Here is a 22996-nt window from a genome sequence, read left to right as displayed (position 1 = left end):
TCCCTAGTGGGATTTGCCGTTATAGTGCACGGAAGGCGCGAATGAGGGCCGATGTGCAAGAGATAACCGACATTTCCGAAGCAACAGGGTTGTTGGAAAACTTGACGTCCAAGCAGGTCGAAGTTCTCGACCTGCTGCTGATGCACCGTACCACCAAGGAAATCGCCCGCGAGATCGGCATCGCGCCGAACACGGTGGACCAGCGCATCAATGCCGTGCGCGACAAGTGGGGAACCCTCAACCGCAAGGATACGGCGCGCCTTTATGGGCAGCTCGTGGAGCTATGTGGCAAATCCACATATGGCTTTTCCCGTATCGACGCGGGGTCGGGAGAGGGGGATGAGAGCGATCAGGATCTGACGGCGGATCCGGTCTTCGTCCTCTCCGATGCACGGCCCATGGCACGGCATCCCGATTGGTTCGATGCCCGGGTTGCCGAGCCGGCAGGCCTGGAGGCATTCGATGCAAGGTTCGGAAGGGCGGGGCGCGTAGGGGCGGTTTTCTTGCTGGCGTTGATCATGGCGGTGACCCTTGCGGCCACCCTGGCGATCGCCGAGGCTCTGGAAAAACTGCTTTAGCGGCGCGCTGGTCCACCGATCCGGTCCACCGACCCGGTGGTCTTTCTTGCCGGATGCCTTCGATCTCGGAATTCCCCGTGGGAGGCGACGAATATGACACCGGATATTGTCGGAATGCGGATCACCCGGAGCATCCAGTCGGTCGAGAACGACATGGATGAGCTTCTCGCCAAGGCCAGCGAACTCATGGCGGAAATCGCTCGCGGCCGCCTTGCGATCGTCGATAACGCCCATAGCACCCAGCGCCCGATGGCGCGCGTTGCAGCCATGCAGCGCAGCCTGATCGAGGCCCGCTCCGAACTGGTGCGTGCGCATAGCGACCTGTCGAAACTGGCAGAGACGATGGATATTCCGGTCCGCTGCCCGGACAAGGCCGAAGGCGAGCATCAGCCGCTCGCCGAAATCGCGGCCTGATCGGGGACTCGTTCGAAATGGGGAGCGTCCTTGGGAAACTCTGAACAGCTTGCTTTCTTCCTGCTGCTGGTCGTCGCCGTGGCGCTGGCCTTCTGGCAGGGCGGCGCGCCCGAACGGTGGGGCGCCGCGATCATCCTGGCGATGGTCCTGCTGCAAGTCGGCGGAGAAAGCCTGCTGCCCAGTCGTTTCAGGAGCGTGGATCCCACGTCGCTGCTGACGGATGCCGTGGGAACGGCCGGTTTCGGCTATCTCGCGCTCCAGGCCCGAAGGATTTGGCCGCTATGGGCAACCTCGTTGCAGTTGTTGAGCCTCAGCGCGCATTTCGCACGATGGGCGGACATCGGAATTCCGCCAACGGTCTACGCCGTGATGCGGGGGACGCCCACGTTCCTGGCGCTTTCGGCGATAGCGATCGGTACGATCCTGCATGTCTGGCGCAAGCAGCGGCTTGGCAACGATCCCTCGTGGCAGGACTGGTCCCGGGTTGCAGTCGCATCCGGCCGCTCTCGCGAAGTCTCCTCGAAACGCTGGTAACCCACCTGGGCTGCCTTCGCCGCGAGGTGATGCTTGAACTGCCTTTCGATGCCGAAGGGCGGCTGGTGGGACAAGTGGCCTGCACGACAGGCTGCGAGGCCACGATCAGGGCCGGCTCCCGGTCGCTTTTGCAACGCGTGCTGGAGCATCGGGCCGTCGGCCTGGTGCTGGTGCACAACCACCCTTCCGGCGATCCGCTGCCCAGCCGGGCGGACGTGATCGCCACGCGCCGGCTCTCCGCGTTGTGCGAGACCGCGCGAATCGAGCTCCACGACCACCTCGTGGTCGGAGGACGCAGCGCGGTCTCCATGCGACGGGCCGGGCTGATGAGTCGCGCCGTGACGTGACTCCCAACTTACCGGCGGGCGGCCCTCCCCCCGCTGGACGCAGGCCGGGCGAGCCCCCCCCCCACCCGAACACTCGCCCGGCCTGCACTTTTTAATCGACCTTTCCGATCGGCAAGAACGGGCGTCCGTCCGTCTTCGAGCGGCACCGGCCCACGCCCCGGCAATGCCTTGGCCCGAAGCCCCGGACATCGGTTTCGCCCGACCGGCAGGCCGGAATCCTCTCTCTTGCTTTTTACCGGCGATGCGCTTATCTGCGCCTCATCCCGACATTGGTGACACAAGGTTCGGGCTGGCGCCGGAAGGGGCCGGCGCGAAACTGCGTTGCCGAACAGCACGATTTTTACCGGAGATACGGCTTGGCCGACATTGCACGCATTACCGAAGTCATCGAACCTGAGGTCAACGCCCTCGGTTTCGACCTGGTGCGCGTGCGAATCTTCGGCAAGAGCGAAGTGGGCGACGATGAGATCGCCCTGCAGATCATGGCCGAGAACCCGGCCACCGGCCAGCTCGTGCTGGATGACTGCGTGAAGCTTTCGCACCGCATCTCCGATCGCATGGACGCGCTGGAAGAAGCCGGCGAAACGCTGATCGAGGAAGCCTATCGCCTCGAAGTCAGCTCGCCCGGCATCGATCGTCCGCTGACCCGCCCGAAGGATTACGCCAACTGGGCCGGGCACGAAGTGAAGGTAAGCCTGACCGCACCCGTGGAAGGCAACCGCAAGGGGCTGACCGGTGACCTGGTCGGCATCGACGGCGATCAGATCACGATCGACGACAAGAAGTCCGGCCGGGTGACTTTCCCACTCGGCGACATTCATTCCGCAAGGCTGGTCCTCACGGACAAGCTGATCGCAGCAACCCGCCCGCTGGATGACAGCGGGGCCGACGAGATTGTCGAGGAACAGGAAGACTAAGCCATGGCCAGTGCGATTTCCGCCAACCGCGCCGAGCTGCTCGCGATCGCGAACTCCGTCGCTTCGGAGAAGATGATCGACAAGTCGATCGTCATCGAGGCGATGGAAGAAGCCATCCAGAAGTCAGCCCGCAACCGTTACGGTGCGGAAAACGACATTCGCGCGAAGCTCGATCCGCGCACCGGCGACCTGCGTCTGTGGCGCGTCGTCGAAGTGGTCGAAGAAGTTGAGGACTACTTCAAGCAGGTGGACCTCAAGCAGGCCGACAAGCTTCAGAAGGGCGCGGCCCTGGGTGACTTCATCGTCGACCCGCTGCCCCCGGTGGACCTCGGCCGCATCGACGCGCAGTCGGCCAAGCAGGTGATCTTCCAGAAGGTCCGCGATGCCGAGCGTGACCGCCAGTACGAAGAATTCAAGGACCGCGCCGGCGAAGTCATCACCGGTGTGATCAAGTCGGTCGAATTTGGTCACGTCATCGTCAATCTCGGCCGCGCCGAAGGCGTGATCCGCCGCGACCAGCAGATCCCCCGTGAAGCCGCCCGCGTCGGCGAGCGCGTTCGCGCGCTGGTCATGCGTGTCGAGCGCCAGAACCGCGGGCCGCAGATCTTCCTTTCCCGCGCGCACCCGGACTTCATGAAGAAGCTCTTCGCGCAGGAAGTGCCCGAAATCTACGACGGCGTGATCGAGATCAAGGCCGCCGCCCGTGATCCGGGTTCGCGCGCCAAGATCGGCGTGATCAGCCACGATCACTCGATCGACCCGGTCGGCGCCTGCGTCGGCATGAAGGGCAGCCGCGTTCAGGCCGTCGTGCAGGAACTGCAGGGCGAAAAGATCGACATCATCCCCTGGAGCGAAGACACCGCGACTTTCGTGGTCAACGCCCTCCAGCCCGCGACCGTCAGCCGCGTCGTCATCGACGAGGAAGAAAGCCGCATCGAAGTCGTCGTGCCCGATGACCAGCTTTCGCTGGCGATCGGCCGCCGCGGCCAGAACGTGCGCCTTGCCTCGCAGCTGACTGCCTCGCAGATCGACATCATGACCGAGGCGGAGGCTTCGGAGAAGCGCCAGAAGGAATTCACCGAGCGCTCGAAGATGTTCGAGGAAGAGCTCGACGTGGACGAGACCCTTTCGCAGCTGCTGGTGGCCGAAGGCTTCAGCGAGCTTGAGGAAGTCGCCTACATCGACCTCAACGAACTGGCCGCCATCGAAGGCTTCGACGAAGAACTCGGCCAGGAACTGCAGAGCCGTGCCCAGGAAGCGCTCGAGCGCCGCGAAGAAGCCTCGCGCGAGGAACGCCGCGGTCTCGGTGTCGAGGACGCCCTGGCCGAACTGCCGCACCTCACCGAGGCGATGCTGGTGGTTCTCGGCAAGGCCGGCATCAAGACGCTCGACGACCTGGCGGATCTCGCCACCGACGAGCTGATCGCCAAGAAGCGCTCCGAGCAGCGCCGCCGCGACGGTTCGGTGAACCGCCGTGCGCGTGACGAAGACAAGGGCGGCGTGCTCGGCGAGTACGGCCTGAACGAAGAACAGGGTAACGAAATCATCATGGCAGCCCGCGCTCACTGGTTCGACGAAGAACCGCAACCCGAGGAGGCCGCCGATGCGGAATCCTCGCAATGAGCGCGTAAGCTCCGACATCGACGGCGCCGGGCCGGAGAGGAAATGCATCCTCTCCGGGGAGGTCGGTGCGCGTGAAGACTACATCCGTCTGGCGATCTCGCCGGACGGACTCGTTCTTCCCGACATCCACGCGCGTGCCCCCGGGCGCGGCGCGTGGATCGGCGTTTCTCGTGACACTCTTGAAAATTCGCTCGAGAAGGGCAAATTAAAGGGAGCGATGGCGCGCGCCTATAAAGGTGCCGCGCTCACGATCCCGGAAGACCTCGCCGAACGGATAGAACAGGCGCTGATCCGCGCACTGACTCACCGGCTGGGCCTCGAACTGAAATCGGGCAAGTTGCTTATGGGCTCCGACCGTATCGCGCAGAACGCGCGAGAGGGCCGGGTCACATGGCTTGCCCATGCCGCCGATGCGAGCGAAGACGGCTCGCGCAAGCTCGACCAGGCCTGGAGAGTCGGGAGCGAGGCGGAAGGAAGCGGTCTCAAGGGCACACGCTTGCCTCTGGACCGAGAGACGCTGTCTGTGGCATTGGGCCGCGACAACGTCGTTCACTTGGCGCTGAATGATCGTGGCGCGGCTCAACGAGTCGCTTCGCTGCTGCAGCGCCTTCTGCATTTCCAGGGGCAGCCCCGCACCGAGACGGACGGGGACGGTATGGATGGTAGCAACGGGCCGGCACGCAGCGCCGCGCCCGAGGCGACGAATTGAGACTGAAGGGCACGACGAGAGATATGAGCGAGACCGACAACAAACCGACCCTGGGCCGCAAGCCATTGGGGCTTAAGCGTTCCGTGGAAGCGGGTGAGGTCAAGCAGACCTTCAGCCACGGCCGCACCAACAAGGTGGTGGTCGAGGTGAAGCGCCGCAAGGTGCTCGGCAAGCCGGGCTCCGAAGGCGCTGTCGAGGCCGCTCCCGCGCCCCAGGCTCCCGCCCCGGCTCCGCAGGCCGCTGCCCCGGCCCCGTCGGCTCCCCAGCCCGCACCGCAGCGGGCTGCGCCGCCGCCGGCCGCGCCCCGCAAGCCGATTCCGTCGAACGAGACGCCGCAGGAGCGCGTCGCCCGTCTTCAGCGTGAGGCCGAGGAAGCCCGACTCGCCTCGCTTGAGGAATCGAACCGCCGCGAGCACGAGGAAAAGGTGCGCGCGATGGAAGAAGAAAAGCGCCGCGCCGAAGAAAACCGCGCCCAGGAAAGCAAGCGCGCCGAAGAGGAAGCTGCCAAGGCTCGCGAAGCCGAGGCTGTCCAGAACGCTCCGGCCCAGAACGCTCCGGCCCAGAACGCTCCGGCCCAGAACGCTCCGGCCCAGGATACTGCGGCTCCCGTGCAGGAAGCGCCTGCCGAGACGCCTGCCGCTGCCGAACCAGCCGCAGCTGCGCCTGCCGCCGAAGCGTCGGCTCCGGACGCCGCCGCGCCTGCCGCCAAGGCGCCTGAAGCTGCTGCGAAGCCGGCTGCTGCCGCGCCCGTGGCCGCTCCGGCTCCCGCGCCGCGCCGCTTTACCCCGGTTGCACGTCCTCAGCCCCGCAAGCCCGAGGCTCCGGCCGCCGCCGCCGGCAACGCTGCCGCAGGCAACGCCGCCGCTGGCAATGCCGGTAATGCAGCTGCCGCAACCACCGGCAATGCCGGCCCCGCCAGCAGCGGCACTGCCGCCGCACCGAAGGGTCCGGCCGCAGCCAAGAAGGGCGCTCCGCCGCCGCCGCCGCGCAGCACGCCGGATCGCGACCGCAAGGGCGGCGACCGCCGCCAGTCGGGCAAGCTCACGGTCAACCGTGCGCTCAACGACGACGAGGGCGCCCGCGCCCGTTCGCTCGCCGCGCTCAAGCGCGCCCGTGAGAAGGAACGTCGTGCCCACTTCGGCGGCCAGTCGCAGCAGCGCGAGAAGCAGGTCCGCGACGTGATCGTCCCCGAGGCGATCACCGTTCAGGAACTCGCCAACCGCATGGCCGAAAAGGGCGCCGACCTGGTGAAGGCGATGTTCAAGATGGGCATGATGGTCACCGTCAACCAGACGATCGACCAGGATACCGCTGAACTGCTCGTCACCGAATTCGGCCACAACATCCAGCGCGTGTCCGAAAGCGATGTCGACATCGACACCTCCATCGACGTCGATGCCGAAGAGACGCTGAAGCCGCGTCCCCCGGTCGTCGCCATCATGGGCCACGTCGACCACGGCAAGACCTCGCTGCTCGACGCGCTTCGCGGCACCGACGTGGTGCGCGGCGAAGCCGGCGGCATCACCCAGCACATGGGCGCGTACCAGATCAAGACCAAGGGCGGTGACCTCGTCACCTTCCTCGACACGCCTGGTCACGCCGCCTTCACCCAGATGCGTATGCGCGGTGCGAACGTCACCGACATCGTGATCCTGGTGGTCGCTGCCGACGACGGCATCATGCCGCAGACGATCGAGGCCATCAATCACACGAAGGCCGCGGGCGTGCCGATGATCGTGGCCATCAACAAGATGGACAAGCACGAGGCCAATCCGCAGAAGGTGCGCGAGCGCCTGCTGGAGCACGAAGTCATCGTCGAGGCCATGTCGGGCGATGTCCAGGACGTGGAAGTTTCGGCCAAGACCGGCGCGGGTCTCGACGATCTGATCGAGAAGATCCTGCTCCAGGCCGAACTGATGGAACTGAAGGCCAACCCCGACCGCGAGGCCGAGGCGACCGTGATCGAAGCCAAGCTCGACAAGGGCAAGGGTCCGCTCGCGACCGTGCTGGTCAACCGCGGCACCCTGAAGGTCGGCGATATCTTCGTCGTCGGTACGGAGAGCGGCCGCGTGCGCGCCATGCTCGACGACAAGGGACGCCAGGTGAAGGTCGCTCCGCCTTCGATGCCCGTGGAAGTCCTCGGTATCGGCGGCGTGCCGATGGCCGGTGACCTCCTCAGCGTCGTGGACAGCGAACAGCGTGCCCGCGAGGTTTCGGCCTACCGTCAGGAACAGGCGACTGCCAAGCGCACCGCCATGGCGCCGGCCAGCATCGACACGATGTTCTCGGCGCTTGCCGCCAAGCAGAACGTCATCGAGTACCCGGTCGTGGTCAAGGCGGACGTGCAGGGTTCGGTCGAGGCGATCAACGCCGCGCTCCATGCCCTCTCGAACGACGAGATCAAGGTGCGCATCCTGCACTCGGGCGTCGGTGCCATCACCGAGACCGACGTGGCGCTGGCTTCGGCCTCGGGTGCGCCGATCGTGGGCTTCAACGTCCGCCCGAACGCCAAGGCGCGCGAGCAGATCGAGAAGACCAAGACCCCGATGATGTACTACGACGTCATCTACGAGCTGACCGCCGAGGTCGCGAAGCAGATGGCCGGCATCTGGGGTCCGGAGCGCATCGAAACCGTGGTCGGCCGCGCCGAAGTCAAGCAGGTCTTCCCGGCCGGCAAGCGCGACAAGGCCGCCGGTCTGCTGGTCGTCGAAGGCTTCATCCGCAAGGGTCTCAGCGCGCGTCTTACCCGCAACGACGTCATCGTTTCGGCAACGACGATCTCCTCGCTGCGCCGCTTCAAGGACGACGTGGACGAAGTCCGCGCCGGTCTCGAGTGCGGTGTGGTCCTGGCCGACACCAACGACATCAAGGCGGGCGACCACCTCGAAGTCTTCGAAGTCAGCCACCGCGAACGTACCGTCGGCTGATAGCTGCCGGTTTCGGTTGAAGACCATGAACGGCCATCGTCGGGGAAACCCGGCGGTGGCCGTTGCCGTTTGTGCCGCCTGGCCGGACGACGGCGCCCTGCGGCGACAGATGGCGGCTTGCGGGATGACTTGCAGCCTCTCCGCGGCTCGTGCAGGTGAGGAAGCGCCCGGCAGACATGCCCGGCAGCCATTCAGCTTATGGAATCGATGACCCTGCCATGACCCGCTATTGCGCCTTTTTCGAGTCCCTGATCGTGGGCGGCGATCGTCTGTCGATGGCGGACTTGCGCTACGCCTTCGCGCGCGAGGAACTGGAGAATGCCGAAACGGTGATCTCCAGCGGCAATGTCCTGTTCGATTACGAGGACCGTCCGACCGAGGGCCTGGAAGACCTCCTGGCCTACCTGATGCGCGATCGCTTCGACATGGGCGCCTTCGTGGCGGTGCGCAATCGCGCGGAGATCCGCGCGGCCGTGGAGGAAAACCCGTTCGTGGGCAGCGAGGACACTTTCGTCCATAGCGTGCTGCTGGAGCGGCAACCCACCAAGCAGCAGTTCGGCCGCCTCGTGGGCGACCACGGCAGCATCGGCGCCGAGCGACTGGCGCTGGGCGATCGCTGCCTTTTCGTGGATTTCGGCGGGCCGATGAGCGAAAGTCCGCTGACGATGGCCTTCATCGAAAAGCGCCTCGGCAGCCGGGGGGCCGCGCGCAATGTGCGAACGCTGGCGCGGATCGTCGCGAAGATGTGATGCGCAAAGGGCGCCGCGCTCCGCCAAGCGCGACGCCCCATTGGCCGGTTTCGTCTATCCGGGAGGGATCAGCGGAACATGCCGCTCGTCACGGCGGCAACGATGCCGCTGGTGATGCCGACGAGCAGCAGGTCATTGCCCGAACGCACGTAGTGATAGCCGCGCGGCGGGGCCTTCACATTGCGGTACTTGCGGTAGTCCACGGCCTGGTAGTGCGTGGCGCGGCTCTGGTCGAACTTCTCGCCCTTGCGGAACTGGTGCGGGCCCTTGTCGGCATGGCCGCTACCCGAATGAGAAGTGTCCGCATGCGAAGAGGTGTGGCGGTCCGGCGCAGCCATAGCCGGTGCGGCGACGGTGGGGGCGACGAGCGCCGCAGCAAGCAGGGTGGCGGTGAACTTGTGCATTTCCGGTTCCTCGAAATGGTGGTTTCACAGGGCTAAACCACACAAATGAGCCTTGGAGCCGTAATCAATTGTTGCAAATTGTCGTCGTCCGCCCACATGGAACAAAGCCATGGTACGCCAGCAAGTCACATCCGAACAGCACTCCGTCCGCCTCCTGAAGGTGGGTGAGCAGGTGCGCCACGTCCTTTCCGAGATCCTCACGCGCCAGCAGGTTCACGACGATACGCTGAGCACGCATTCGGTTTCCGTCACCGAAGTGCGCATGACGCCGGACCTGCGCATCGCCACCGTCTTCGTGAAGCCCCTGCTTGGCGAACATGAGGAAATCGTGCTGAAGGCGCTGCAGACGCATACCGCGTTCTTCCAGCGCGAAGTGGCGCAGCGGCTGAAGCTGAAGTTTGCCGCCAAGATCCGTTTCCGCACCGATGATACTTTCGAAGAGGCGAGCCGGATCGACGCGCTGCTCAACGATCCGCGGGTCAAGCGCGACCTCGAGGACTGATCCGCCCGGTCAGCCGGGTTCGAACGTCAGCGAAACCCGGTCCCATCGGCGCCGCGCCAGATCGGGCGGGCTGATCCAGAACTGGTAGAGCCCCGAGGCTCTCCCCGTATCGCCGCCCGATTCTCGCCAATGCCATCCCATCATGTCGTCACTGGCAAGCTGCAGCAGCAGGATCTCGCCCCGATGGTCGTCGCGCGCCGCACGGTGGCAGCCGCCGGGGCCGAACACTTCGTGCTGATGGGCATTGGCGAGCCGGTAGCCGGCATTGATCCGCGCGAGTTCCGCATCGGACACTTGCGCCAGAGCCTCCGGCGGCCCTGAAACCATCGCCCGCAGCGAGAAAGCGGAGAGTTCCGCCATCGTCGCCGGCGCGCGGTTCCGCACCAGGTCGGCGCAATCACGGGCCACATGAGCCAGGACATCCTGAAGCACGGCGAACTCGTCGTGGGTCAGCGGCGTCCAGGGATCCCGCTCGCTGGTGAAGCCGTCCATGGCCTGCGTGACTTGCGCGAGCGCGGCCTGCTGCTCGCATGTGGCGTGGAGTTTCGCGTCCTCCCGGTCGAAGGCGCGCTGGGCGGCTTCCAGGCGCAGCGATGTCGTGCCCGGATCGGCGCCCAGCAGTTCGACATCCTCGCGCGCGTCGGCGGTCCTGTCGGTACGTCTGTCCACCAGGCGCGAGGCTTCGTTCAGGGCGGCATGGAAACGCGCGGCCAGGTGGATCGCGCCATGCCACCAGACCCGCTCCACCGGCTCGCGCACGGTCAGCGGCCCGTCGCGCAAGGGATAGCGCATGGCGAGCCACTCGGTCATCGCCTGCTCGACGGCTTGCTCGTTGCCGAGTTCTTGCCGGTCGCGCAGCTCTTCGGGCAGCGGGACGGCAACGGCTTCCACCGGCCAGAAGGGGTAGAACGCGTCATCCGGGGCCCGGTCCGCCGCGGCCAGCGACAGGCCGCCCTCGCTGCCCATGGGAGGATCGGTGAACTCGTGCGCTCCGGCCGGGACCGGCACGACGGCGCCGGTCCCAACGAAGAAAGCCAGGGAGCCGGACTTCGGCAGCGGCGTCTCCGGGCAGGCGGCGGCGATCTCGGCCAGGTCGATCTGCGCGGCGAAAGGCAGCGCCGCACCGCCGCTGCCGCGCGGCCAGGGAATGCCGGCCAGCTTCGGCAGGCCGCCGAGCCAGCTGGCATCGCCGAACCAGTCCCGCGATCGCGACCGGGCCTTGCGGATCAGCACGACCGGGCGGGGCAGGGGAGCTTCGGGGTCGAACATGTCGGCTTCGCCCGTCGGCTGTTCGACGCTCAACGGGTCCGCGGTCAAGGGTTCGGGCCGCCAGACCGGGCCGGGGAGCGCCTTGAGCGCCGGCGTTCGGGGCCAGAGCAGCAGTATCGGCGCGCAGAGCAGGGCGCCCAGCACCAGCGGGGCAGCGATGGCGCCGCCGCGTCCCAGAGCGGCGACCAGCGCTGCGGCGGCGCTATCGAACAGGGCGGCGGTCTGTCGGGAGGAGGCGGCGACGTGCGGGGCGAAGGGGGCATCGACGACATATCCGGCCGCCGCTCCGGCCAGCGCGATGATCACGACCAAGGCGATCCATCTCTTCATGCCCAACTCCCTGCCTAGAACTTCGGGCCTCTCGAACTTCGGGGCCTGTCTAACTTCGGGGCCTGTCTAACTCCAGCTCAGCCTGTTTCCGGCCCTGCCGAGACTCCAGATGCCCGGACGCCGGTTTCGGCTGACGGGATTAGATAACGGCAGGGGCTTTCATTCAAGCGGGGACAATCGCGAGGGACGCCGTGCGGGCGGCCGAGGGGCATGTTATCCCCAACTCCGATGGCTAAACTCTATTTCTACTATGCCAGCATGAATGCCGGCAAATCGGCGACTTTGCTTCAGGCCAACTTCAACTATCACGAGCGCGGCATGCGCACGATGTTGTGGACTGCGGCGATAGACGACCGCAGCGAGTCCCGCGGCGGCGACCATGCGATCGAAAGCCGCATCGGCCTGCACGCATCGGCGCACCGTTTCCTGCCCGATACCGACCTCGTCTCGCAAGTGAGAGCGGCCCATTCGGTGGAGCCGCTGTCCTGCGTTCTGGTGGACGAAGCGCAGTTCCTCACCCCGGCGCAGGCCTGGCAATGCGCCCATGTTGCCGACCGCGAGAACATCCCCGTGCTCTGCTACGGTTTGCGCACGGATTTTCGCGGGGAGCTGTTCCCCGGGTCCGCTGTCCTGCTGGGCATTGCCGATGCCCTGATCGAGCTGAAGGCGGTGTGCCACTGCGGCCGCAAGGCGACGATGAACTTGCGCGTCGATGCCGCCGGAGCCGCGGTGCATGAAGGGGCGCAGACGGAAATCGGCGGGAACGATCGCTATGTCGCGCTTTGCCGCAAGCATTTCGGCGAAGCCATGGCCCGGTGACGCCGGGGCCCCGAATTGGCCGGGCGAGATGGCCTGCACAATGCCCTTGGGTGGATTTTCGTAGCGGCATCCGCCTCGCCCGGTCCTGATCCATTGCAGGCGGGGGCGCTCGCCCCTAGATCAGCGCCATGAACCAGACCCTGCTGCAGGCCGCGGCGCTCATCATCCCCCTCATCATCGCCATCGTCTTCCACGAGGTGGCGCACGGATGGACTGCTCTCGCGCTCGGCGATCCGACCGCGCAGGAGCAACGGCGGCTGTCGCTCAACCCGCTGCGACACGTCGACCCGATGGGTACGATCGCGCTGCCGGGGTTCCTGGCGCTGACCGGGCTGCCGATCTTCGGATGGGCCAAGCCGGTGCCGGTCAACCGCTGGCGGCTCAACGATCCGCGCCGGGGCATGATGGTGGTCGCCGCCGCCGGACCGGGCACCAACCTGGTGCTCGCCGCTGTCGGCGCTTTGCTGCTGGGGCTGCTGGTGCGCTTTGCCGGGAACGCCGAAGGCGCCGGACTGACCTTTGCGGCGATGAACCTCAACAACTTCATCACCATCAACGTCTTCCTGGCCCTGTTCAACTTGCTGCCGATCCCGCCGTTCGACGGATCGCACATCGTCGAGGGCCTGTTGCCGCGCGCCGCAGCGGCGCAATACGAGCGGTTCCGGCCTTACGGTTTCCCGCTGCTGATCGTGCTCCTGCTGGTGGTGCCCTACTTCTTCCCGCAATGGGGCGTGGTGCGGCGCCTGGTCCTGCCGCCGGTGATCTGGGCGACCGATCACTATTACGCACTGGCGCAGTTCGTGGCCGGGGCCTGAGCACCCGGCTGTCCGGGCGTTGACAAACCGGCCTCGCGGGCCTTGGGGGATGCCATGAATTCCACCGTTCCTCCCCGCCCGGCCCCTCATGGCTGGATCGTCCTCGACAAGCCGCTCGGCCTTGGCTCCACCCAGGCCGTCGCCGCCGTGAAGCGCAACTTGCGCGAGGCGGGTTACGGCAAGAAAGTGAAGGTCGGGCATGGCGGCACGCTGGACCCACTCGCCACGGGTGTGCTGCCGATAGCGCTGGGCGAGGCGACCAAGCTGGCCGGCCGCATGCTCGATGCCAGCAAGAGCTACCTCTTCACCGTGCGCTTCGGCTCGGAAACGGACACGCTCGACCTCGAAGGCAAAGTGATCGCGACCAGCGACGTGCGCCCGGATCAGGCCGAAGTCGAAGGCGTGCTGGCGCAGTTCACCGGCCCCATCGAGCAGGTGCCGCCGATCTATTCCGCCCTGAAAGTGGACGGCGAGCGCGCCTACGATCTCGCCCGCGCCGGGCAGGAGGTGGAGATGAAGACGCGCGCGGTCACCGTGTTCGAGCTGCGCCTGGACCGATTCGATGCGGAGGAAGGCGCCACCCTGCTCGCCCACGTCTCCAAGGGCACCTACATCCGTTCCCTGGCGCGGGACATCGCCAGGGCCCTTGGAACCTGCGGCACCGTGACCCTTTTGCGCCGCGTGAAGGCCGGCCCGTTCGACCTGTCCCAAGCGATTTCGCTGGACAAATTGAACGAAATCGGCAAGGGCGCGACGCTTGAACAGATACTCTTGCCACTGGAGGTGGGGCTGGACGACATCCCGGCCATCGACCTCGGTTCGGAGCAGGCAAGGGCGGTCCGACAGGGCCGCGTTCTGACCGAACTGCCCCACGATGACGGGCTCTACTGGGCGCGGGAGGGAACCATTCCCGTCGCGCTCGTGGAGCTTTCGAGCGGAGAAGTCCGCGTTGTCAGGGGGTTCAACCTATCGGATGTCGCGGAGTAAAGTACTATGTCGGTTACCGCTGAAAAGAAGCAGGACATCATTTCGGACAACGCACGCGTCGCTGGCGACACGGGCAGCCCGGAAGTTCAGGTCGCGATCCTCACCGAGCGCATCCGCAACCTGACCGAGCACTTCAAGGCCCACCACAAGGACAACCACTCGCGTCGCGGTCTGCTGGCCATGGTCAACAAGCGCCGCTCGCTGCTCGACTACCTTAAGAAGAAGGATGTCGCGCGGTACAACTCGCTGATCCAGAAGCTGGGTCTGCGTAAGTAAGAACTAACGGGAAGCGGCCCCTAGCGGGCCGCTTCTTGCATTAGAGCGTCTTCCAATCGGGTGGGATCACCTGATGACCCGGAAAACGCGGTAAAACAGAACCAAGGGTCCGTCCGCAATTCGGCGGCAGACCCAGGAGCCCCGAAACGGCTCCACACCGGACCGGGACGGCATACCCGGCAGTAAACCCCGCTGTTGCAATAGGGCCGGCGGGCTGAGGAAAACCTCTTATGTTCGACGTCAAAACCGTAAGCATGGAGTGGGGCGGCAAGACGCTCACTCTCGAAACCGGCCGCGTGGCCCGTCAGGCCGACGGCGCCGTCCTTGCCACCTACGGCGAAACGGTCGTGCTCTGCGCGGTGACCGCCGCCAAGTCGGTGAAGGAAGGCCAGGACTTCTTCCCGCTGACCGTACACTACCAGGAAAAGTTTTCGTCCGCAGGGCGCATCCCGGGTGGCTTCTTCAAGCGTGAACGCGGCGCCACCGAAAAGGAAACGCTGACCAGCCGCCTGATCGATCGCCCGGTCCGCCCGCTGTTCCCCGAAGGTTTCTACAACGAAATCAACGTCATCTGCCAGGTCCTGAGCTATGACGGCGAAACCGAGGCCGACATCGTTGCGATGATCGCCGCTTCGGCCGCGCTCACCATCTCGGGCGTGCCCTTCATGGGCCCGATCGGCGCCTGCCGCGTCGGCTTCGTCGACGGCGAATACACGCTGAACCCGAAGCAGAACGCTGCTCTCGAAGACGGCCGCCTCGATCTCGTCGTCGCCGCTACCGGCAACGCCGTGATGATGGTGGAATCGGAAGCCAAGGAACTGACCGAGGAAGAGATGCTCGGCGCCGTCATGTTCGCGCATGACGAATGCCGCAAGGTCGTCAACCTCGTGATCGACCTGGCCGAGCAGGCCGCCAAGGAACCTTGGGAAATCGACCTGTCGGACAACACGGCCGACATCAAGGCGAAGCTCAAGAAGGCCGTCGGCAAGGACGTTACCGCTGCCTACAAGCTGACCGACAAGTCGGCCCGCTCGAACGCGCTGAACGCCGCCCGCGCCAAGGCCAAGGAAGCCTTCTCCGGCGAAACCCCGCAGCTTCAGATGGTCGCCATCAAGACCATGAAGAAGCTGGAAGCGGAAATCGTGCGCGGCGCCATCCTCAAGGACGGCAAGCGTATCGACGGCCGCAAGCTCGACCAGGTCCGCCCGATCGAATCGATGGTCGGCTTCCTGCCGCGCACCCATGGTTCGGCGCTGTTCACCCGCGGTGAAACGCAGGCGATCTGCACCACCACGCTGGGCACCAAGGACGCCGAACAGATGATCGACGGCCTCGAAGGCCTGTCGTACTCGTCGTTCATGCTGCACTACAACTTCCCGCCCTACTCGGTCGGCGAAGTGGGCCGCTTCGGCGCTCCGGGCCGCCGCGAAATCGGCCACGGCAAGCTGGCATGGCGCGCGCTGCACCCCGTGCTGCCCGCCAAGGAAGACTTCCCCTACACCATCCGCATCCTGTCGGACATCACCGAGTCGAACGGCTCGTCCTCGATGGCGACGATCTGCGGTGGCTGCCTTTCCATGATGGACGCGGGCGTTCCCGTGATCCGTCCGGTTTCGGGCATCGCCATGGGCCTGATCCTGGAAGGCGAAGACTTCGCCGTTCTCTCGGACATCCTGGGCGACGAGGATCACCTCGGCGACATGGACTTCAAGGTGGCTGGCACCGAACTCGGCATCACCACGATGCAGATGGACATCAAGATCGCCGGCATCACCAAGGAAATCATGGGCAAGGCGCTCGAGCAGGCCAAGGCCGGCCGCGCGCACATCCTGGGTGAAATGACCAAGGCCCTCGGTTCGGCTCGCACCGAACTCTCGGCCCACGCTCCGCGCATCGAGACGATCCAGATCGACAAGTCGAAGATCCGTGACGTCATCGGCACCGGCGGCAAGGTCATCCGCGAGATCGTCGCCGAAACCGGCGCCAAGGTCGACATCGACGATGAAGGCGTGATCAAGATCTCGTCGTCCGACATCGCCCAGATCGAAGCCGCCAAGAAGTGGATCCTCGGCATCGTCGAGGAAGCGGAAGTCGGCAAGATCTACGACGGCAAGGTCGTCAACATCGTCGACTTCGGCGCTTTCGTGAACTTCATGGGCGGCAAGGACGGTCTCGTCCACGTCTCCGAAATGAAGAACGAGCGTGTCGAAAAGCCGACCGACGTCGTCAAGGAAGGCCAGCTCGTCAAGGTCAAGGTCCTCGAGATCGACCCGCGCGGCAAGGTTCGCCTGTCGATGCGCGTCGTCGACCAGGAAACCGGCGCCGAGCTGGAAGACACCCGTCCGGCCCGCGAACCGCGCGAACCGCGCGGCGATCGTGGTCCCCGTGACGATCGTGGCGGCGACCGTCGCGGCCCGCGCCGTGATGGCGGCCGTGGCGGCAACGATCGTGGTCCGCGCGGCGAAGGCCGTGGCGATCGCGGTCCCCGCGGTCCGCGTGACGGCGGCAACGGTGGCGGCGATCCCGACCACCTGCCGGCCTTCCTCAAGGAAGACTGATCGGCTCGGGTCTCGCGACCTGAACGAAAAGAAGAAGGGGCCGCAGCGATGCGGCCCCTTTTTTCGTGCGGTCTATGATCCGGTGCGGGGGTGAGGTGGCGGGCTGCCATCGATCGGCATGGCGTCTTCCTCGTTCTTGTAGGGCCTCGTTCGCGTCAGGCGTCGCCATGTGGAGGCGCGACGCAGCCATCCCGCGCGGCCAGACGCGACGTCGGATGGCAATGACCGGAAGCTGGAAGGCTGTCCCGCTCGTCCTAGCGCCCGGCAGCGGTGAGCAGCGGCATGGCCTTGTCGTCGCTGCGGGCACGGCGCGGGGCGGTGACCACGCGGTTCTTGCCGGACTGCTTCGCGGCATAGAGCGCGCTGTCCGCCATCGCCACCACGTCGCCCGCGCCGGTCGCGGTCTCGGGCACCGTGGCGATGCCGAAGGAGGCGCTGACCGGGGTGCCGTGCGCGGCCGAGAGCGCTTCCACCCGCTGGCGCAGCAGTTCGGCCTTGGCCGCGGCATGGTCGAGGCTGCACTTGGGCATGATGACCAGAAGCTCCTCGCCGCCATAGCGCGCGATCACGTCGGAAGGGCGCAGGGTTTCCACCAGCTGGCCCGCCACATCGCACAGCACGGCATCGCCCTTGGCGTGGCCGTGATCGTCGTTGAGGCGCTTGAAGTTGTCGAGGTCGATCATCAGCACCGAGATCGGCGTGCCGGTGCGCTGGGCCAGATTGATGTAACGCTCCAGCGCGTCTTCCATGTAGCGCCGGTTGTAGAGCCCGGTCAGCGGATCGCGCAGGGACTGGGTGCGCAGCTTCTCGCGCAGGGCGATGTTGGACAGGGCCAGCGACATCGAATCCGCCAGGGCGCGGACCACCCGCGTCACGTCCAGAAGCCTTGCCGAGGCATCTTCCGCCTCGCTGGCGATGACGAGCAAGCCGAACACCTGCCCGCGCGCCATCATCGGGACTTCGATGGTGGAAGCGCCGCCGATCGCGTGCTGGCAGCAGAGCGATCCTCCCAGCCTGTCGTTGACATGGGGCTTGCCGCGCTTGAGCGCCCAGCAGCTCCCCGGAAACAGCGTGGCGGGCGGCGCAAAGCCATCCTTCCGGCTCCACGACCGCGCGAGGTCGAGCCGGTCGCGCGAATTGTTGAAGACATAGAGTGCGCCGTCGAATTCCGGCAGCAGCCGTTCCGCGCTGGCCATGAGCACGGCACCGGCGTCCTCGTGGTCGTCTGCGGCCTGGAGCATGTCCGCCATGGCGAAGAGTTCTTCGACTTGCGCGCGGGCGGCGCCCGTCTGGGCGACCAGTGTGAGATGCCCGTCGAGTTCGGCCACCGCGCGGCGTCCGTAGCGGATGCCGACGCCCAGCGTGAACAGCGCCGTTGCCGCTGCCATCCCCGCCAGGATGCGGGCGGTCGTGCCCTCTGCCAGAACGCTGGACACCGCGCAGACCGCGCAGCAGGCCTGAACGGCATGGACCGACAGGCGCCGTGCTGCTGTCATCGCCTTGTTCGGCGAAAGTATACTATCGCGCTTCTGCATCCGCACCCTGCTTCGTCGAAACACCCAAGCTAACGCGTGACGACTAAGGAAGCGTAACAAACACCATTAAGATGGCGTTATTGCCCATTAACTTGAAGTAATTACGTGGAAAAACCGGCAATGCGATCCGGCGCGCCCCGGCAGCGTTCCCGCAACATGCGCAAAGGCGCCCGCCTTGCTGCAGCAAGTGGTGAAAAGTGCGGGATCTGGGAAGATGCTGCGCCTGGATAACCAGGGAGCAAGATGGAGGCCCGAGCCGGAATCGAACCGGCGTGCAAGGATTTGCAGTCCTCTGCGTCACCACTCCGCCATCGGGCCATCCGTGTGGAGAACCGCGCCCCTAACAACGGATCGGGACTAGCGCAACGCCCATTTTCCGATCCGGCGAATTTAATCGACAAGTTCGAATGACAAGGCGCCCTCGGCCGGGTCGGCGCGGGCGAGACGCAGGGTGACCGGGCTTCCGGGAAGCACATCGGTGGCGGGGGCAGGGGGGATGGAGATCGAGGCGATCACCGGCAGTTCGCAAAGCTGCACTTGCGCCTTCTTGTCCCGCACATCGGTGATCATGGCCGGGAAAGCGGTGCCTTCCTGGCCATGAAGCATGGTCGCTTCGGCCAGATCGATCACCGAGCGGTCGACCTGGGCATCGCGGGAAGCGGCCCGGGCCATGACGCGGGGGATCTCCGGGAAGGCGGAAAGCACCGCTTCGGGCACGGCCTCGCCCTGTGCAAGGGCCAGCACGGTGCGCAGGACGTAGCGGTCGGCCAGGCGGCGCAGCGGGGCCGTGGCATGGGCGTAGGGCGCGGCCACGGCGGCGTGCCATGGCAGTTCCGCCTGATCGGCCCTGGATGGGTCGTAAGGGCGATAGCTCGCGCCGGAGCCCGAGCGGCGGATCGCCAGCATGAATGCCGCTTCGGCGGGCCTGCGCGGATCGAGCCGCCGCTGGAACTGCGCGAGCGGCATGGTGGCCGGCCATTCCAGCCGCAGGGCCAGGGCCGTCGCTCGCAGGCGTTCCTCGGCCCTGGCATCGGGCATGGCCATGACGCGGAACAGCCCGGTCTGCGCGTCGAGCATGGTTTGCGCCACCGCGAGATTGGCGGCGAGCGACAGGGCGGCATTACGGCGTTCGGAGGGGAGCTGCGGACGGAAGCCGAGTGAAAAACGACCTGCCGCGTCCCGTTCCACGACTTGCTCGGGCGGATCGACGCGCTGGGCGCCGCGGCGGTCCTCGGCCCGCTCGATCCGGCGGGCGATCTCCAGGAAGCCGTCCGGAAGATCCTCGTCCCTGACCGTCTCGTAGGCGAGCTTGGCCTGGCTGCGGATCACGGCGCGCTCCACGCCGTCGAGGCGCGAGAGGCCCGCCGGGTCGATGCGGACACTGAGAACGACCGCGGGGCGATCGACGTTCGGCAGCAGGCTGGCGCCGCCTTCCGACAGGACGGGCGGATAGAGGCTGGCCTTGCCGTCTGGCAGATAGGTCGTCGTCCCCCGGCGCCAGGCTTCCTTGTCCAGCGGATCGTCGTCGGCGACGAACCAGGCGACATCGGCAATGGCATAGTGCAGCAGCCAGTCCGCTCCGCTCGCCTCGATGGCGAACGCCTGGTCGAGATCGGTCGAGCTTGCCGGGTCGAGCGTCACGAAGGGCAAGGCAGTGCGGTCGGCATGGCGATCCGGCGGGCGCCTGACGGCCTTCTCGGCGGCATCGAGCACTTCGGGCGGAAAGGCCTCGGGGATGGCGAAGCGGGTGCGCAGACGGGCGAGGCCCTGGTCCAGCAGGCGATCGGGATCGACAAGCGTCTTCATCGGGCGGATTGGAGGGCAGGTCGCCGCGAATTGCAAGCGGCGCGGCCCTCCGCCATCATCCCCGCGAAACGACCGCTTGCCCGAGGGTAGCGGAACGCGTCCAGGCGAGGATCGTTAGTCATTCCCGATTGTTCGAAAAGGTCACAGCATGATTCTCGGAGCCGTTCTTGCCGGTGGACTGTCCAGCCGGTTCGGAAGCGACAAGGCCCTGGCCGAATTCGGCGGGCATACGCTGATTTCGCTGGCAGTGGACGCGCTCTCGGGCTGGTCCGAGAAAGTCGTGGTGGTCGGGCGGGAAACCGCGCCGGCGCCAACCCTTCCTGACTGGCCGCGGCCGGGCATGGGGCCGCTGGGCGGATTGGCGGCCGCGCTGCATGCCGCCCTCGACGAAGGCTATGACACGGTGCTGACTTGCGGCGTCGATGCGGTGCTGCTGCCGGATGACCTGCCGGGCCTGCTGGGACCGGCACCGGCCTGTCTGGCGCAGCAGCCGGTGATCGGTATCTGGCCCAGTTCGGCCGCGACGGCGCTGGAGGCGCTCCTCCACAGCGATGAGAGCCATTCGGTGCGCCGCTTCGCCGAAAGCCTGGGCGCGCGTCTGGTGGAGATCCCGGCGCTGGTCGCCAATGTGAACACCCCCGGCGATCTGGCCGCGCTCGCGGGCAGGCACCCGGCCCGCGACTAGCGGAACCGGGGCCGGTTCGGGGAGGGGCTAGTGCGCCAGAGAGGCGTTACGGCCATCCCCCGAGCGGGGGGCCGAGGAGTCGGCGGTAAGCAGGGTCCGGTCCGCCAGCGGCACGTCGTCCGGCATGTGGAGGCGATAGCCGCCGGTGGGCGAGGTCTCGATGATCCCGGCAAGCCCCACGAAGGCCAGCTTGCGGCGCAGGCGCGACATATGGACGGCTACGCTGTTGGTTTCGGGCACAAAGCCCATCCGCCAGACATCGTAGATGAGCGCCTGCTTGCTGACGAACTGATCGATGGAATCCGCCAAACGCCAGATCAGCGCGAATTCGCGCGGATTGAGATTGAGCGGCTTGCCATCGCCGAACGCCTCGCGCGAAAGCAGGTCCAGCGTCAGGCGGCCGACGCGGCGGGTGCGGGGCAGCCAGTCGGTGAACTGCGCGAGGCGACTGGCGCGTGCACCGAGTTCCTCGATCCCGATCCGCTCGGTAACGACGTCTCCGAATCCGATCTGCAGCAGCGACGTGCGATCCTGCGCCTCGCCCACGCCGGCCACCAGGACGCAGCGCCGCGCTTCTGACGGCAGGAAGGACAGGACCTGCATCCACCCCACGCTGTCGAGATCGGCAGCGTCGATCAGGCCGACGCAGTTCGTGGCCGGCACGCCTTCCGGATCGAGGATCCAGCCGCAGCGTTGCAGGTCAAGCCGTTCGGACATCTTCTCGGGTGCCAGCCATCGAAACCGTGGTGCGTGGCACTCGCTCTTTCCCAGATAGGTCATTCCCCCCCCAATCTGTTTCGCCAGTGGTGAAAACATGGCCTATATACTGGGACATCCCCCCTAGGGGACAACACCTAAATTCTTACAGGCGGGCTATGAAATGTCTGTAATAGCCCGCCTGGAAGCCTGAATTTTACCCCGCAGGCGTATTCACGCCCTTGGAAACGAGGAAGCGCTTGATGTTACGGGCGGCCTGACGAAGGCGCTGTTCGTTCTCCACCATGGCGATGCGCACGTAGCCTTCGCCGTCCTCGCCGTAGCCCACGCCCGGTGCCACCGCGACTTCGGCCTCGGTCAGCAGCTGCTTCGAGAATTCCAGGCTGCCCATTTCCTTCAGCGCCGGCGGCAGCGGCGCCCAGGCGAACATCGAGGCCTTGGGGCTGGGGATGTCCCAACCGGCGCGGCCGAAAGCTTCCACCATCACGTCGCGGCGCTTCTGATAGAGCGCGCGGTTCTTCTCGACGATGTCCTGCGGGCCGTTCAGCGCGGCGCAGGCCGCGGCCTGGATCGGCGTGAAGGCGCCGTAGTCGAGGTAGGACTTCACGCGCTTCAGCGCCGCGATCAGCTTGGCATTGCCCACCGCGAAGCCGACGCGCCAGCCGGCCATCGAGAACGTCTTCGACATCGAGGTGAATTCCACCGCCACGTCCTTGGCGCCCGGCACTTCGAGGATCGAGCGCGTGGGGTTGCCGTCGAAATAGAGTTCCGAATAGGCGAGGTCCGACAGGATCCAGACCTTGTTCTCTTTCGCCCAGGCGACGAGGCGCTCGTAGAAGGCCAGGTCCACCGTCTCGGCCGTGGGGTTCGAGGGGTAGTTGACGATCAGGATCGAGGGGCGCGGCACCGTGAAGGCCATCGCGCGGTCCAGCGATTCCCAATAGCGTTCGTCCGGCGTGGTCGGCACCGAGCGGATCGTCGCGCCGGCGATGATGAAGCCGAAGGTGTGGATCGGGTAGCTGGGGTTGGGGGCCAAGACCACGTCGCCCGGCGCGGTGATCGCGGTGGCGAGGCTGGCAAGCCCTTCCTTCGAACCCATGGTCATCACCACTTCGGTCTCGGGATCGAGATCGACGTTGAAGCGGCGGCCGTAGTAGTTGGCCTGGGCGCGGCGGATGCCGGGAATGCCGGAGGAGGCCGAATAGCCGTGGGCGTCTTCCTTGCGGGCCACTTCGCACAGCTTGTCGATGACGTGTGCGGGCGGCGGCAGGTCGGGATTGCCCATGCCGAGGTCGATGATGTCCCTACCCGCCTGGCGTGCCGCATGACGCATCGCGTTGACTTCGGCGATAACGTAGGGCGGCAGTCGCTTGATGCGGTAGAACTCGTCTTCCATGACCTCTGTGAATCCATAAAACACGCGGCGAAAGTGCCGCGCGGGTTCCTGTAGGGGAATAAAGCCCGAGCGCAAATGGCCGATGCGCAATTGTGAGAG

The 22996-nt window shown here is 66.1% G+C and carries 22 protein-coding genes and 1 tRNA gene; 16 read left to right on the top strand and 7 right to left on the bottom strand.

Features of this window, described 5'->3' with window-relative positions:
• Positions 1–41: 41 nt before the first annotated feature.
• The 9 genes from AC1VV3_RS07245 (at position 42) to AC1VV3_RS07205 (ending at position 8798) form a co-directional block, all read left to right on the top strand.
• Positions 42–578 (top strand): LuxR C-terminal-related transcriptional regulator, encoded by a 537-nt coding sequence (locus AC1VV3_RS07245; RefSeq protein ID WP_132265058.1) that lies wholly within the window; start codon positions 42–44, stop codon positions 576–578.
• Between the two features lie 93 nt (positions 579–671).
• Entirely contained in the window at positions 672–992 is a 321-nt protein-coding gene (locus AC1VV3_RS07240; RefSeq protein ID WP_243654165.1) for a hypothetical protein, read from the top strand.
• 30 nt (positions 993–1022) lie between these two features.
• Positions 1023–1526, top strand: coding sequence for a hypothetical protein (locus tag AC1VV3_RS07235; RefSeq protein ID WP_134095224.1), 504 nt, complete (start codon positions 1023–1025; stop codon positions 1524–1526).
• A gap of 29 nt (positions 1527–1555) precedes the next feature.
• Positions 1556–1873 (top strand): JAB domain-containing protein, encoded by a 318-nt coding sequence (locus AC1VV3_RS07230; protein WP_243654166.1) that lies wholly within the window; start codon positions 1556–1558, stop codon positions 1871–1873.
• A 356-nt stretch (positions 1874–2229) separates the two neighbouring features.
• Positions 2230–2790: a ribosome maturation protein RimP gene (rimP, locus tag AC1VV3_RS07225; protein WP_132265064.1), complete on the top strand. Its 561-nt coding sequence runs from the start codon at positions 2230–2232 to the stop codon at positions 2788–2790.
• Between the two features lie 3 nt (positions 2791–2793).
• On the top strand, positions 2794–4413 hold the full coding sequence (nusA, locus tag AC1VV3_RS07220; RefSeq protein WP_134095225.1) for a transcription termination factor NusA: 1620 nt from the start codon (positions 2794–2796) through the stop codon (positions 4411–4413).
• Positions 4394–5122: a DUF448 domain-containing protein gene (locus AC1VV3_RS07215; RefSeq protein ID WP_132265068.1), complete on the top strand. Its 729-nt coding sequence runs from the start codon at positions 4394–4396 to the stop codon at positions 5120–5122. The genes nusA and AC1VV3_RS07215 overlap by 20 nt, the downstream gene beginning before the upstream one ends.
• A 23-nt stretch (positions 5123–5145) precedes the next feature.
• Positions 5146–8049 (top strand): translation initiation factor IF-2, encoded by a 2904-nt coding sequence (gene infB / locus AC1VV3_RS07210; RefSeq protein ID WP_482961465.1) that lies wholly within the window; start codon positions 5146–5148, stop codon positions 8047–8049.
• A 218-nt stretch (positions 8050–8267) separates the two neighbouring features.
• Positions 8268–8798, top strand: a complete 531-nt coding sequence (locus tag AC1VV3_RS07205; RefSeq protein WP_431568254.1) for a DUF1697 domain-containing protein — start codon at positions 8268–8270, stop codon at positions 8796–8798.
• A gap of 68 nt (positions 8799–8866) precedes the next feature.
• Here the strand turns inward: AC1VV3_RS07205 and AC1VV3_RS07200 are convergent, their stop codons facing one another.
• Complete coding sequence (locus AC1VV3_RS07200) at positions 8867–9202, bottom strand: RcnB family protein (RefSeq protein ID WP_431568255.1); 336 nt, start codon at positions 9200–9202, stop codon at positions 8867–8869.
• Between the two features lie 109 nt (positions 9203–9311).
• Here AC1VV3_RS07200 and rbfA point away from each other — a divergent pair, with 109 nt between their 5' ends.
• Positions 9312–9704 carry a 30S ribosome-binding factor RbfA gene (gene rbfA / locus AC1VV3_RS07195; protein WP_132265076.1) on the top strand — a complete coding sequence of 131 codons (393 nt, stop codon included), beginning with the start codon at positions 9312–9314 and terminating at the stop codon, positions 9702–9704.
• Between the two features lie 9 nt (positions 9705–9713).
• Here the strand turns inward: rbfA and AC1VV3_RS07190 are convergent, their stop codons facing one another.
• Positions 9714–11303 (bottom strand): DUF1963 domain-containing protein, encoded by a 1590-nt coding sequence (locus tag AC1VV3_RS07190; RefSeq protein WP_431568256.1) that lies wholly within the window; start codon positions 11301–11303, stop codon positions 9714–9716.
• A 228-nt stretch (positions 11304–11531) separates the two neighbouring features.
• Here AC1VV3_RS07190 and AC1VV3_RS07185 point away from each other — a divergent pair, with 228 nt between their 5' ends.
• From AC1VV3_RS07185 to pnp, 5 genes are all read left to right on the top strand, one after another.
• Positions 11532–12122 (top strand): thymidine kinase, encoded by a 591-nt coding sequence (locus tag AC1VV3_RS07185; RefSeq protein WP_132265080.1) that lies wholly within the window; start codon positions 11532–11534, stop codon positions 12120–12122.
• Positions 12123–12250: 128 nt separating this feature from the next.
• Entirely contained in the window at positions 12251–12937 is a 687-nt protein-coding gene (locus tag AC1VV3_RS07180; protein WP_132265082.1) for a site-2 protease family protein, read from the top strand.
• A gap of 54 nt (positions 12938–12991) precedes the next feature.
• Complete coding sequence (truB, locus tag AC1VV3_RS07175; protein WP_314464782.1) at positions 12992–13924, top strand: tRNA pseudouridine(55) synthase TruB; 933 nt, start codon at positions 12992–12994, stop codon at positions 13922–13924.
• A 6-nt stretch (positions 13925–13930) separates the two neighbouring features.
• Positions 13931–14200, top strand: a complete 270-nt coding sequence (rpsO, locus tag AC1VV3_RS07170) for a 30S ribosomal protein S15 (RefSeq protein WP_132265086.1) — start codon at positions 13931–13933, stop codon at positions 14198–14200.
• Between the two features lie 230 nt (positions 14201–14430).
• Complete coding sequence (gene pnp, locus AC1VV3_RS07165) at positions 14431–16758, top strand: polyribonucleotide nucleotidyltransferase (protein ID WP_132265088.1); 2328 nt, start codon at positions 14431–14433, stop codon at positions 16756–16758.
• 254 nt (positions 16759–17012) lie between these two features.
• Here the strand turns inward: pnp and AC1VV3_RS07160 are convergent, their stop codons facing one another.
• The 3 genes from AC1VV3_RS07160 to AC1VV3_RS07150 all read right to left on the bottom strand — a co-directional run bounded on the left by AC1VV3_RS07160 (position 17013) and on the right by AC1VV3_RS07150 (position 20099).
• Positions 17013–18254 (bottom strand): sensor domain-containing diguanylate cyclase, encoded by a 1242-nt coding sequence (locus tag AC1VV3_RS07160; protein WP_431568257.1) that lies wholly within the window; start codon positions 18252–18254, stop codon positions 17013–17015.
• Between the two features lie 283 nt (positions 18255–18537).
• Positions 18538–18611, bottom strand: a tRNA-Cys gene (locus AC1VV3_RS07155).
• Between the two features lie 72 nt (positions 18612–18683).
• Complete coding sequence (locus tag AC1VV3_RS07150) at positions 18684–20099, bottom strand: RNB domain-containing ribonuclease (protein WP_431568308.1); 1416 nt, start codon at positions 20097–20099, stop codon at positions 18684–18686.
• Between the two features lie 148 nt (positions 20100–20247).
• Between AC1VV3_RS07150 and mobA the strand changes: the two genes are divergently transcribed.
• Positions 20248–20784 carry a molybdenum cofactor guanylyltransferase gene (gene mobA, locus AC1VV3_RS07145; RefSeq protein ID WP_134095231.1) on the top strand — a complete coding sequence of 179 codons (537 nt, stop codon included), beginning with the start codon at positions 20248–20250 and terminating at the stop codon, positions 20782–20784.
• Positions 20785–20811: 27 nt separating this feature from the next.
• On the opposite strand, the gene AC1VV3_RS07140 is transcribed toward mobA, so the two are convergent.
• Both AC1VV3_RS07140 and AC1VV3_RS07135 read right to left on the bottom strand, forming a co-directional pair.
• Entirely contained in the window at positions 20812–21501 is a 690-nt protein-coding gene (locus AC1VV3_RS07140; RefSeq protein ID WP_431568309.1) for a winged helix-turn-helix domain-containing protein, read from the bottom strand.
• A 196-nt stretch (positions 21502–21697) separates the two neighbouring features.
• Positions 21698–22897 (bottom strand): LL-diaminopimelate aminotransferase, encoded by a 1200-nt coding sequence (locus AC1VV3_RS07135; protein WP_134095232.1) that lies wholly within the window; start codon positions 22895–22897, stop codon positions 21698–21700.
• Positions 22898–22996 lie beyond the last annotated feature (99 nt).

The sequence above is a fragment of the Novosphingobium sp. BL-S-34 genome, from assembly GCF_056857015.1.
The sequence above is the reverse complement of the archived record's forward strand: the minus strand, read 5'-3'. Positions and strand labels throughout refer to the sequence as shown.

Bases quoted from the DNA above. Each gene is read 5' to 3' on its own strand.
- AC1VV3_RS07245 (WP_132265058.1), top strand. From the start codon at position 42: ATGAGGGCCGATGTGCAAGAGATAACCGACATTTCCGAAGCAACAGGG.
- AC1VV3_RS07240 (WP_243654165.1), top strand. From the start codon at position 672: ATGACACCGGATATTGTCGGAATGCGGATCACCCGGAGCATCCAGTCG.
- AC1VV3_RS07230 (WP_243654166.1), top strand. From the start codon at position 1,556: ATGCTTGAACTGCCTTTCGATGCCGAAGGGCGGCTGGTGGGACAAGTG.
- nusA (WP_134095225.1), top strand. From the start codon at position 2,794: ATGGCCAGTGCGATTTCCGCCAACCGCGCCGAGCTGCTCGCGATCGCG.
- AC1VV3_RS07215 (WP_132265068.1), top strand. From the start codon at position 4,394: ATGCGGAATCCTCGCAATGAGCGCGTAAGCTCCGACATCGACGGCGCC.
- infB (WP_482961465.1), top strand. From the start codon at position 5,146: ATGAGCGAGACCGACAACAAACCGACCCTGGGCCGCAAGCCATTGGGG.
- AC1VV3_RS07205 (WP_431568254.1), top strand. From the start codon at position 8,268: ATGACCCGCTATTGCGCCTTTTTCGAGTCCCTGATCGTGGGCGGCGAT.
- AC1VV3_RS07200 (WP_431568255.1), bottom strand. From the start codon at position 9,202: ATGCACAAGTTCACCGCCACCCTGCTTGCTGCGGCGCTCGTCGCCCCC.
- rbfA (WP_132265076.1), top strand. From the start codon at position 9,312: ATGGTACGCCAGCAAGTCACATCCGAACAGCACTCCGTCCGCCTCCTG.
- AC1VV3_RS07190 (WP_431568256.1), bottom strand. From the start codon at position 11,303: ATGAAGAGATGGATCGCCTTGGTCGTGATCATCGCGCTGGCCGGAGCG.
- AC1VV3_RS07185 (WP_132265080.1), top strand. From the start codon at position 11,532: ATGGCTAAACTCTATTTCTACTATGCCAGCATGAATGCCGGCAAATCG.
- AC1VV3_RS07180 (WP_132265082.1), top strand. From the start codon at position 12,251: ATGAACCAGACCCTGCTGCAGGCCGCGGCGCTCATCATCCCCCTCATC.
- truB (WP_314464782.1), top strand. From the start codon at position 12,992: ATGAATTCCACCGTTCCTCCCCGCCCGGCCCCTCATGGCTGGATCGTC.
- rpsO (WP_132265086.1), top strand. From the start codon at position 13,931: ATGTCGGTTACCGCTGAAAAGAAGCAGGACATCATTTCGGACAACGCA.
- pnp (WP_132265088.1), top strand. From the start codon at position 14,431: ATGTTCGACGTCAAAACCGTAAGCATGGAGTGGGGCGGCAAGACGCTC.
- AC1VV3_RS07160 (WP_431568257.1), bottom strand. From the start codon at position 18,254: ATGACAGCAGCACGGCGCCTGTCGGTCCATGCCGTTCAGGCCTGCTGC.
- AC1VV3_RS07150 (WP_431568308.1), bottom strand. From the start codon at position 20,099: ATGAAGACGCTTGTCGATCCCGATCGCCTGCTGGACCAGGGCCTCGCC.
- mobA (WP_134095231.1), top strand. From the start codon at position 20,248: ATGATTCTCGGAGCCGTTCTTGCCGGTGGACTGTCCAGCCGGTTCGGA.
- AC1VV3_RS07140 (WP_431568309.1), bottom strand. From the start codon at position 21,501: ATGTCCGAACGGCTTGACCTGCAACGCTGCGGCTGGATCCTCGATCCG.
- AC1VV3_RS07135 (WP_134095232.1), bottom strand. From the start codon at position 22,897: ATGGAAGACGAGTTCTACCGCATCAAGCGACTGCCGCCCTACGTTATC.